The following is a 10,715-nucleotide window of genomic DNA, read 5'->3' as shown; positions in this document are numbered from 1 at the left end:
TTTAAACCTGCGGCTGCGGCTGTGGGAAATTCGATCGGCACAAATGTCAGACCAAATTGTTCTCTAGCACACGGAACAATATGCGCCACTCCTTTAGGAGGGTTTTTGCGATTGCCGGTCTTTGAGTCAAACTCAATTATACCCGTGGCTCCCTCGGCTTTAAAATTTGGATCGGCTAAGGTTTGTTGCATTCCTTGGCGGGTTGGTTCTGGCTGCATTTCTAGGGCTTTAATCAGCGTGCGGGCTGCATCGTAGGTTAAAGCCGATCGAGTATTTACCGGGCCTCCCCACAACTTTTCAGTATTTTGAGGAAATTTTTTGTCAAAACTGGTTAAAGGATGCCAGAACACAGATATAGCTAGTTTTTCGACAGACTTTAGCTGTTTGGCAGCTTCTAAAGTTCTCCAATCGTAGAGTCCCCAAGACGCGACAATCCAATGGCGATCGTTGTTAGCTTTAATCATATCGATCGCATTTGGCTGGGCATTAGTGACTTGACCGTCGGGAATTAAAAGTAACGCTATTTTGCCGGCTTTCTCAAGTTTTTTTATGGCGGCTTCGGCGTTAAAATTATTTTTAGATAAGTCGTAAAACTCTCTAAGCCTGATAGTCGTTCCTCCTTGCGCTTCAAATTGCTTTTTGAATTCTTCCCACAAAGAAGCGCTGAACGGACTGTTGGGATTGTAAAATACAGCAACTTTTTTCTCACCGAGCGAGAGCAGTTGATTTACTAAAGCTTCAGCTTCGATGCTAGTTGTCGGAGCAGTCCGAAAGAAAAATTTTCGAGGTTTTCGCGTCAGTTCTTCGGTGGTACTTCCCGGAGAAAGAGCGACTAATTTATTGCGATCGTAAATATCTACTGTTGCCAAAGTCATCTCGCTGGCATAGTGTCCGATAACTGCTAAAATATCTGGTTGAGCGACTAAATAATTTGCCCTTTTAATTGCCTCTAACTTGAGATTTGCATCATCGGCAATGATGACTCTGAGACCTTTACCGTTAATAGACTTCGGTTCGATAAATTCTTGACCGGGAAAGTCTTGATTGCGCTCTTTTGCAGCAATCGCGCCTAAATTAACTTCGGTTTGAGCTTGAGCAATGCCGCGCAGCAGTTCTTCTGCTAAATTTGCGTTAGCGATGCTACCGTCGGGATTTCTGAGGATGGGAACAACGATCGCGATCGTGTAATATTCTGCATTTATTGCCTTCAGCAGGGCATTGTTGATATAAATTAAAGTTTCTGGATCTCTGCGGTCTTCTCGCCAGGACTGTTTGAGCAATTTCAAAGCATCAGGATAATTTGAGTCGGCCAACTCACTAATTCCCCTTTGTTTTGACCAAAGGGGCGAGGTTTGCACTAGGAGTTTTTCGCCAGAACTTACACCATCTGGGGAGGGTACAGCCACCGTTTGTGGCGGGGAAATTCTGGGGATTAAAAATGCGATCGCCAATGCAGCGCCCAGTCCCGCAACGCCGAACAGCAGCCAGCGCCAGCCCGATCGCAACTTCCGCGAAGTTTTGGGTAGCTGGGGCCCTGGAACGATCGACAAATCCAAGTCTTGCAAAACTTCATCAACCGATTGGTAGCGGTCTTGAAAGTGGAAACGCACCATCTTGGTTAAAATATTTTTTAGACTATCGCTAACAGGTTCAGATGTTAAATAATCCCAGACAATTTCACCAGTTTCGGGGTCTTGCGGCAGATTGGTGGGACGCCGCCCGGTGAGGGCTTGAATCGCGATGATTCCTACTGCATAAATATCATTGTAGGGTTGCGGGAGAGACCGCGTATCGTGTTGTTCGGCCGGCATATAACCCCTGGTGCCGATCGCCTGCGAGCTGAATATTTCACCTGTAGAGTTAGAGGTAAAAGTGCCGATTTCTTTGACGGCCCCAAAATCAATTAAAACAATTTTTTGATCTGTTTGGCGCCGAATTAAGTTAGAAGGTGTAATATCGCGGTGAATAATATTTTCTGGGTGGACTGATTTTAATATTTCCAGAACTTCTCGCAACAAAGCAACGGTATTTTTCTCATTCCACCGATCGCCCGCAGTGAGTTCTTTACTGAGGGGATGTCCTTCAACGTATTCTTGAACTAAGTAAAAATAATCGTTTTTTTCAAAGCGATCGAATAATTCGGGAATGCGCGAGTTTCTACCCAGACGGCACAAAGCGCTAGCTTCCCTTTCAAATCGCTTCCTTCCCTTCTCCAAGACTCGCGGATCGTTCGATGGGGGAAAAGGAATTTCCTTAACAACGCACAGAGGATTATTGGGTTGGTTTAGTTGTGCAGCCGTGTAGGTTCTAGCAAACCCTCCCTGTCCCAACAAAGCGATAATTTTGTAGCTTTCGTGCAGGATATCCCCTAAGTTGACACACATAAATTTTCCAAAACCTCTTGACAGGCTGCAGCCTTTCATGTTAATTATAAGCTTTTTTGTGTCCCGATACAGCTTGGCAACATATCAAATTCCTCTGTGTCTATATCAAAAACACTATAGCAATCCTCGCATCAGTTTCAATAACTGGTTAACTTCCAAGCTCTGCCTGGGAACCGATGTAAGCGAGGCTCTGCCTCGGCCCAGACTATGGAGGCAGAGCCTCCGGATATGCGTTACCAGGCTCTTCCTGGTAACGAGTATAATCATTTAGGATTGCTATATAACTCTCAGCAATTAGCAATTCTATATAGCAATCTTCGCATCATTTGTGAATTTCTTACGGACTTCCAGCGGGTTGGGGGAGGGTTGGGGTGGGGTAAAAATTTTACGACTCCTGCAAGGATTGCTATCTTAGTTAAGACTGATGACTAATTATCAATTATCTTTCTGCTAACTTGCTGAGTACAAAAGCAACGAAAAACCCGCAGACAGTAATTAGTCCAGCAAAATCGTGAGTTTCCTCGAATGCTTCGGGAATCATAGTATCTGAGATCATGGCTAAAATACCCCCTGCTGCTACGGCGGTAGTTGCCGCTATTACTTCCCCAGAAAAGCGGCTGAAAACCGTATATCCTAACAATGCTGCGATACCGGAAATAACTGCGATCGCGCCCCAAACTCCAAAAACGTAACCGATCGATCTCCCTGCTTTTTTCATGCCGGCGGCGCTGGAGAGCCCTTCAGGAATATTGGAGAGGAAAATTGCCGCTACTGTCACCCAACTGACAACGCCTCCAGAAATCATGCTGACGCCAATGACGATCGACTCCGGTATGCCATCTAACAGCGCGCCGAGGGCGATGGCTAATCCGCCATCGCCTGACTCTTTTTTAGCTGGGTGCAAAGCGCCCGATCGCTTGCGGTGTTTTGCTCCCTGCTGATTCAAAAACCAATTGGCGGCTGTGTAGACAGCAGCGCCCCCCAAAAAGCCGATCGCTGTAGAGTCGAAACCGCCGCGCTTGTAAGCTTCATCCATCAGTTCAAAGGATAGCGCTGAAATCAGCACACCAGCGCCAAAAGCCATAATTGTCGCGATCGCGCGCTGGGGAATCCTGACAAAGTAACCCACCGCCGCTCCCAGTAGCAAGGCCGAACCCCCCACTAAACCCCAAAATCCTGCCTGCAACCACACTGGAAACATTAGCCACACCTCAAAGGAAAAAATTTTTTATGTCCGCCTAAAAATTATATATAGAATTTACGGATGGGTGCCAGAAATCGCGTTGTTCACCTAATCTGCTAAGTACATTCCTCATAGTTATAGTCGCTAGTGTTCGCATCAACTTTAACTTTTTTACCCCTGGATGCGATTGACTCGAAACCAGCGATAGCCGTAGGGTTCTAAGGGAATAGAGGGGGAGTCGGCACCGAGAGGTTCATACAGATCCCCGTGCCTACCTCCTCCACGGACGAGGGAATCGGTGTTTCATTCTCTTGTAGGGGCTGCCACTGCTTTGCTGCCCCTACAAGAGAATGAAACAGGCCTGCATTAGCAGAAGCAATCGCTATTTCCGATTAGATGTTCATCCCAATAGCCAGCTTGTTTAGCTTGTAGCTGCACTGTCTTCGCTCTTTCGCCAAGACAGTGCTTTCGCCACCAACCTTAGTTAAATCGGTCAGGCCTTGTCAATCATAAGGACATAGGAGTTGTGTTTGCCTTTAGCGATCGCTAATGCTGCCCACTAATCTTCTACCCAATTGAGTAACCCAAGAGAAGTAACAGCTCCAAAAAAGTGAGCGCCAATCAGATTGACGTTTGCCATCGTCACAAAAATATCTAGGGAACGAATCACATTTTCTGGCGCATAAGCTGCCATCGCTTGGGGCTGACTAAGAGTTTTCGCTAGCACTACAGCAACTGTTTCTTCAGAAGCGACAAACGCGATTAATACCCCTACCAAACTAGAAACTAATCCAATCCGTAAGGTGTGAGTAATATGTTCTTTGCTGGGATATACCTGGGAATTTTCGGCGTGCAAAAGTCTGCCTAAAAGCCGATAGCGAAAATCCCAAAAAATTCTAAAGCACAGCAATAACAGGCCAATTATTGCTAAAAATACCCCAAAACCAATACCTGCATTATTGGCTTGTTCGCTCATGTTGCGACCCAACATAGCAAATACTAAAACAATGCCGGAAACAGCACCCAAGAATAACTGTATCCAGAAGCTAAATCTGCTGAACAAGCGAAAAGTTGCGACGAATTCGCTTTGGGTCAGCGGTTGCGACAAGGATTCTGGTTGATTCATTATATACACCTTATTGCTGAATTGAGCATCAAAATAAACTAGGTAAGAAATAGGTTCTGCTTGTCTTCCTGTCGCAAGCGATCGCCCGCCTTGTGGTTAGCTATTAGAGTTTTCCTGAAAAGTCAGTTAAGGGCAGGACAGGATGCCGGATGTTTGGGAACCGAATTCGGCAATTTTCCGTACATAAAAGGTTGAACTCAACACAGGCAGTGCCGTTGTGGTTGATTTGATCTTCCTAAAATCCTCCCGGTTCTGAACAATCAACTTCTGGCGACAATGGGAATTTAGAGTCTTAAAAATCGACTTAGGCAAAACGTCTATTGTTTCTGTTCACCATCTCAAAAGATTGCTTCAATCTCTATTTAATCTAACTAGCCCAACCTTGCCATCTGTCTGATGCCATAAGAAAATATCCCCCTGATGGAAGATGATTGAGGAAAAATTTATGATAAAGCTTTGAGTTAAGTGCGATCGATCGCACTATTGGCGATCGATGCTTGATTCCCAACAGCCGCACTGGGGTGCATCCATTCTTGCAACGTCCATAAGCTACTGAGGGCAGTTATTGCAGATTCCCAACTCTCCATAATCAAATCAATAATCTCTCATTCAGGCTCTCAATCACTTCGGTTGAGACAACAATACCAGCCGTCCATTTGGCAACTTCCCACAAAGCACCAATCGCAATTCCCAAACTGGTTATTATTAGCAAGTACAGCAGTTTATGGTTGCGAAAAATAGTCATCAGGAACCTATAATCCATATTTTGATTATCGTTTTGACAATTCTGCTGGTGGTAAATCCGATGCCATAGCGCCACCCAACGCTCAGCCTTTTTCCCGCTTTTTACCGTCAGCGATGCGATGAAATTCTCTCAAAATGCGAAGAGGGTTTAATGGGTTGATTGGCAGGAGGCGTTGCATTAAGCATAAGTTTTATTGGTATTACGAGCATTATGGGTTTGTTTGTTTTAGAAGTTCCACTGCCTTTTGTGAACTGGCTTGTGGCATTTATATTAGCCTGGATTCCCTAGAGGAACGCCATTTTAAGCGTAATTCCACCACTGCTGGCTTTATTCGATTCGGCTTGGAAAGCAAACGGGGTGTTGTTGCTTTATTTCCTAATTCAACAAATTTCAAGCAAGTTGGTCAGATATATCATTATGAAAAAGCAGCTATTTTTGCTTTCCGTTTACACCTTAGCTCTTAATAGCATTCTGACTTTTTTGGTTTTTGGACATTATTTTTAGCGTCGCCAACTCTAATTGTTATTCAAACTTGGGTTAAATAATTTTTCATCAAAAATCTACTAGACCGCTGGCAGACTCCTCCATCATAAAAGTCATATTATAGCCCCTAAAGCTATCTTTGTCAAGCTCAATAAATGTGAAATTTATTACTCAATCAACCGCTCACACTCCCGCTCAAGACAGATTTAAAAAAAATCTAAACAAGCTAATCTTTAAGTTAATAAATAATAACATAAATTATCTGTTTAAGAACTCAGTTAACTGGAAAGGAATGCCCCCTTGCCTATGGCAGCAGTCGTGAACAACTAAATTGTCAAAAAATATGAAACGGCACAACTCACCCACCGACAACATTAAACAGTCAATCGGACAGGCAGCTTCTCATGTGTGGTTTGAGCGACTGGCAAGATTGGGATATGCTTCCAAAGGCTTAGTTTACTTTATTGTCGGTTTTTTAGCAGCACAAGCAGCCTTTAGTATGGGCGGCAGGACAACCGATACTAGCGGTGCATTATCAGAAATTGTTAACCAACCCTTCGGTAAATTTCTGCTATTTCTTGTAACGATTGGCATTATTGGTTATGCCCTTTGGCGTATCGTTCAGACAATTCTCGACCCAGAACACCAAGGACAGAAAATGGATGCCAAGCGAATAGCCCAACGCATTGGCTACGCCTTAAGTGCTTTAGGATACGCAGGTTTGGCTTTAACGGCTGTAAAACTGATAATGGGTTCGGGCGGTGGTAAGAGCAATACAACCGAAGATTTGACAGCCCAAGTTTTAGCGCAACCGTTTGGACAATGGCTGGTAGGATTGGCAGGATCAATTGTTATTGGCGTAGGATTTTCTTATTTCTACGAAGCATATAAAGCCAAATTTCGCCGCCATTTCAAACTAGATGAAATGAGCCCAACCGAGCAAACTTGGGCGACACGCTTGGGTCGATTCGGAATTGCTGCCCGTGGGATTGTTTTCGTTATAATCGGTATTTTCTTAATTCAAGCAGCCAAGCTATCAGATGCCAGTCAAACGAAGGGATTGGGCGAGGTGTTGGCAATTCTGGGACAACAGCCTTTTAGTCCAGTGATTTTGGCTCTAGTACCTTTGGGTTTAATTGCCTATGGCATCTACTCGGTAATTCAAGCTCGCTATCGGAAAATTTTGCGATCGTAAGCTTGCCCGTTATACAGAGAGTTTTGAGTACAACAAGTTTTTTGAATTAAGAACTTATCTAACTCAAAGCTCAAAACTTTTACAAGGCGTCCTGATAAAATCACCTGCTTTTAAGTCTGGATATTTTAACTCAACACTCAGGGCGGGAACTCTTGGCACCGCCCCTACTCAACTCAAAACTCCTAAAAACTTATGGCACAAATTGGTTATGATGCTTCCCACGAACAGTAGACCTCTTGCAAAAATAGCTGGGACGGGCTCTCCGGCCCGTCCCACAAAAAGTTTTTTCTCTTGTGGGATGGGCCGGAGAGCCCGTCCGAAAATTTGATCGAAAGGACTTTTGCAAGAAGTCTAGTTTAAGCCCAGCGAACTGCTGAAATATGTCCAAATGGCAGAACAAGCTGGCTTTACCCATGCCCTTTCTTCCGATCACTTTCATCCTTGGAGTGAAGCGCAAGGACAAAGTGGTTTTGCTTGGTCTTGGTTGGGTGCAGCAATGCAAGCAACGCCGAGGCTTTCCTATCGGGAAACCAATGATTTTGAAAGTGCAGCTTTCCTATGACAGTAATGCAGAGAAAGCACTACAAGGCGCTCACGATCAATGGCGTAGTAACATCTTCAAAAGTAAAATGCTGACACAACTGATAACACCCGATCAATTTGATGCCGCCGGGGAGTTTGTGCAAGCAGAGGAGTTATTTCAACACGTCCGCATCTCGGCAGAGCAAGAGCAGCATATTGAGTGGTTGCAAAAAGATATTGAATTGGGGTTTGAGCAAGTAATTTTGCACAACGTTAACCGAGAACAAGAGCAGTTTATTCAGGTGTTTGGCGAAAAAGTAGTGCCAGCGCTGACCAAAACTTGATCTTGGCATCTACCTAATTCAAGACTTTGAATTCTGATTCAATAATTGCTGAATCTCAGCCCGCAAGGCAGCAATTTCAGTTTGAAGTGCTGCAATTGATTTCGCTCCTGCTAATTCTGCTTCGTCATCCTCTGCATCGCGACCAATAAAAAATGTGGCGATGGTCGCAGTTACATAACCAAAAACCGCAAACGCATAGAGTGCCAGAACAAGGCAAAGTATGCGACCTTCTGGCGTTTTGGGCCAATATTCCGAACCCATTGTCATCATCAGCATTGCCGTCCACCATAACGCTGTGCCGTAATTATTTAACCCGGAGGAACCATCGGCGACATCTTTTTCAAAAGCATACATCCCTGCGGCACCTACCAAGGTAATAATTATCGTTAGTCCTACGACATAACCAAATCCGCGACGGCTAACACTCGCAGCTAATGCCCGCATCCCTCGATTCGTACCAGTCATAACTCGCAACAACTGCAAACTTCGCACAGCCCGTGCGGTTTTGAATGCTCGCACAACTCGTACAATCCGAAAGGTACGCAAAGCGGGCAACAGCAGAGAAAAAGCAGTGATCCAATGGCTTTTGATATAGGAAATTTTGCGGGGAGCCAGGGCGAGTTTAACTAGAAAATCTGCAATAAAGATCGCCCAAATAGTGGTGCTAACGGCTTCGAGCAGTGGGTTTAATCCCCAAATTAATTCAATAATAAATAGGGCTAGCCACACAAATGCCAGCACCAGCATGGGAGTTTCCAGCCACTCTTCTAGCTGTTGCAAAATATCGTTTTGCTCTTGTTCTATGGCTTGTTTTTCGGCTAGGTTGGGGTTGTTCATCTACCTACCAAATCATTAAAAGTTGGTCTTTTACGCTGCATTTTAGCATAAGCTTTCGCCAACGGCACAGCAGTAAAGCCGTGGGCGATTATTGACGCGCAAATAATTAGGCTACCAATGACCCAACCTGACTCTAATCCCGTTTTACGTAGCGCCAGCATGGCATAGAAAATCGCTGCCCCACCGATAGAACCAAACCATCCTAAAAACAAAGTATCTTGCCAGCTTTTTAGCTGACCCAGCTCATGTGGGCGAAGACAGCGCAACTAACTACAAACCCTTGTTCAATTCATTAGCCCTCTAATGCCCTTCCGTCTTCACGTCCAACTCTTCACGACGTAGTGTTTCCCCTGCCTCAACAATCTCCGTTTCAACTTCTTTCCTGATGTTAACTTCTTCGCGCACGAAAGCTTCTTTTTTGATATCAGCAGTTTCTTCGTAAACTTCCATACGCATCACGTGTTCCTGCTGGAAGGGAGTATCCCGATTTACTGGCGCACCTGCCTTTTCTGGAGTTATCCTCTCAATTACAACTCGCTCTTTTTCTGTGGGAATTGAAACTCGTGCCGTTTCGGTTTCAACTCGCTTGCCAATTGCTACCTCGCCAGTTTTGTGACGGCTTTTTTCTGCAACCAGTCGTTCTTCGTAGAGTCGAAATTTGTGATGTTCGCGCTCGTTCATCTGATACAATTGAGGCTCTTGTTCGTAAGTGTAGGTGTTGCGGTCATAACCAGCAGCCCTAGCTTGGTTAGAGACAGAACGTGGCATAGAAACGGGTGCAGATGCTTGTACAGGCAATGAGGTTTCTAAAGGCAATGATGCTTCTACAGGTGCAGACGCTTCTACAGTTAGAGTACGATAAACACCCCGCACTTGTTCTTCATAATCGTAATCAACCACCATCCCATCCTCATACCTGGGTAGTCTTTCTGCTTGGTCTTTACTGCTCAAACCCGTCGCGTAGATGCGTTCTGCCTCAACATCCACTCGACAAAGAGCAACTGGAACTAATACTTTCTTGCCAAATATCCAGAAACCCGTGTCAACCACAAAATATCGGAAACGCCCTGTCTCATCAACTAGCGCGGTATCGATGGAGCCAATCTTCTCATCGGTATTTCCAGCATAGATATCCAGACCTTTGATATCTTCGCCATCAAAAGCAGCTTCGCGGTAGTTGGGATTAAAATCTTCAATTTTGTAAAGTAACATACGAGTCCTTCCCTTTCTATCTATATCAACTTATGACCCCATTTTAGATATATCTCCAAATTGATGCTTCCTTCTTATGAAGGATTAAGTGAAACAGAATAGTAGGATGAGTATATTTATTTTAAATTTTTTCTGTCTTTGGATAGATGACTTGTCATTTTTTCTCCACATTCAGTACCCTCAAGTTTCACAATAGGTTTTTAACTATTTTTATAAAAAAATACCTTTATAAATTAGACTTTGATACTGTACATTAGACCTCTTGCAAAAATAATTAGGACGGGCAAGATGCCCGTCCCACAAGAAGAAATAACTCTTGTGGGACGGGCAAGATGCCCGTCCCATCAATTGATGAAAGGATTTTTGCAAGAGGTCTATTAACGGAGAAAACAATTATATACATAATTTATTACTTTAAAAATTGACTTTTATGTGAGGTATTTGGGGGAAACACATTTGAACAAGTTGGCCTTGATTAGGCTACTCCCTATGTTTAAATATGATGATGAATATATGCCAGGTTGCCTCTTCAGCAAGCAATTTGTCCTAACGAATGACTAATGACTAATGACTAATGACTAATGACTAATGACTAATGACTAATGATTAATGACTAATGACTAATGACTAATGACTAATGACTAATGACTAATGACTAATGACTAATGACTAATGACTAATGAC

At 44.0% G+C, this 10,715-nt stretch carries 11 protein-coding genes; 3 read left to right on the top strand and 8 right to left on the bottom strand.

Going from position 1 to position 10,715, the window contains the following annotated elements; all coding sequences use genetic code 11:
* The 5 genes from QUA16_RS02890 to QUA16_RS02870 all read right to left on the bottom strand — a co-directional run.
* On the bottom strand, window positions 1-2,384 hold a 2,384-nt coding region (locus QUA16_RS02890), incomplete at its 3' end, for a bifunctional serine/threonine-protein kinase/ABC transporter substrate-binding protein (protein WP_333101860.1).
* 439 nt (window positions 2,385-2,823) lie between these two features.
* On the bottom strand, window positions 2,824-3,585 hold the full coding sequence (locus QUA16_RS02885) for a ZIP family zinc transporter (protein WP_333101861.1): 762 nt from the start codon (window positions 3,583-3,585) through the stop codon (window positions 2,824-2,826).
* Between the two features lie 541 nt (window positions 3,586-4,126).
* Window positions 4,127-4,693, bottom strand: coding sequence for a DUF3611 family protein (locus QUA16_RS02880; RefSeq protein ID WP_333101864.1), 567 nt, complete (start codon window positions 4,691-4,693; stop codon window positions 4,127-4,129).
* A gap of 461 nt (window positions 4,694-5,154) precedes the next feature.
* Window positions 5,155-5,280 carry a hypothetical protein gene (locus QUA16_RS02875; RefSeq protein ID WP_333101866.1) on the bottom strand — a complete coding sequence of 42 codons (126 nt, stop codon included), beginning with the start codon at window positions 5,278-5,280 and terminating at the stop codon, window positions 5,155-5,157.
* Window positions 5,281-5,282: 2 nt separating this feature from the next.
* Window positions 5,283-5,438 (bottom strand): hypothetical protein, encoded by a 156-nt coding sequence (locus QUA16_RS02870; protein WP_333101867.1) that lies wholly within the window; start codon window positions 5,436-5,438, stop codon window positions 5,283-5,285.
* 826 nt (window positions 5,439-6,264) lie between these two features.
* On the opposite strand from QUA16_RS02870, the gene QUA16_RS02865 reads away from it, so the two are divergent.
* The 3 genes from QUA16_RS02865 to QUA16_RS02855 all read left to right on the top strand — a co-directional run bounded on the left by QUA16_RS02865 (window position 6,265) and on the right by QUA16_RS02855 (window position 7,982).
* The gene (locus QUA16_RS02865; RefSeq protein ID WP_333101868.1) at window positions 6,265-7,116 is read left to right on the top strand and encodes a DUF1206 domain-containing protein; all 852 of its coding nucleotides are present in this window, start codon (window positions 6,265-6,267) and stop codon (window positions 7,114-7,116) included.
* A gap of 388 nt (window positions 7,117-7,504) precedes the next feature.
* Entirely contained in the window at window positions 7,505-7,678 is a 174-nt protein-coding gene (locus tag QUA16_RS02860) for a hypothetical protein (protein WP_333101870.1), read from the top strand.
* Window positions 7,650-7,982: a hypothetical protein gene (locus QUA16_RS02855; protein WP_333101872.1), complete on the top strand. Its 333-nt coding sequence runs from the start codon at window positions 7,650-7,652 to the stop codon at window positions 7,980-7,982. The genes QUA16_RS02860 and QUA16_RS02855 overlap by 29 nt, the downstream gene beginning before the upstream one ends.
* An 18-nt stretch (window positions 7,983-8,000) precedes the next feature.
* Here QUA16_RS02855 and QUA16_RS02850 read toward each other — a convergent pair whose 3' ends face one another.
* From QUA16_RS02850 to QUA16_RS02840, 3 genes are read right to left on the bottom strand one after another with little or no spacing between them, the layout of a single operon-like run.
* Complete coding sequence (locus QUA16_RS02850) at window positions 8,001-8,819, bottom strand: ion transporter (RefSeq protein ID WP_333101874.1); 819 nt, start codon at window positions 8,817-8,819, stop codon at window positions 8,001-8,003.
* The gene (locus tag QUA16_RS02845; protein WP_333181008.1) at window positions 8,816-9,085 is read right to left on the bottom strand and encodes a hypothetical protein; all 270 of its coding nucleotides are present in this window, start codon (window positions 9,083-9,085) and stop codon (window positions 8,816-8,818) included. Before QUA16_RS02845 ends, QUA16_RS02850 begins: the two co-directional genes overlap by 4 nt.
* A gap of 34 nt (window positions 9,086-9,119) precedes the next feature.
* Window positions 9,120-10,031, bottom strand: a complete 912-nt coding sequence (locus QUA16_RS02840) for a DUF2382 domain-containing protein (RefSeq protein WP_333101876.1) — start codon at window positions 10,029-10,031, stop codon at window positions 9,120-9,122.
* Window positions 10,032-10,715 lie beyond the last annotated feature (684 nt).

It is taken from the genome of Microcoleus sp. S13_C3 (assembly GCF_036700905.1).
Classification (GTDB): domain Bacteria; phylum Cyanobacteriota; class Cyanobacteriia; order Cyanobacteriales; family Microcoleaceae; genus Microcoleus.
This window is presented reverse-complemented; position numbering and strand designations above follow the sequence as displayed.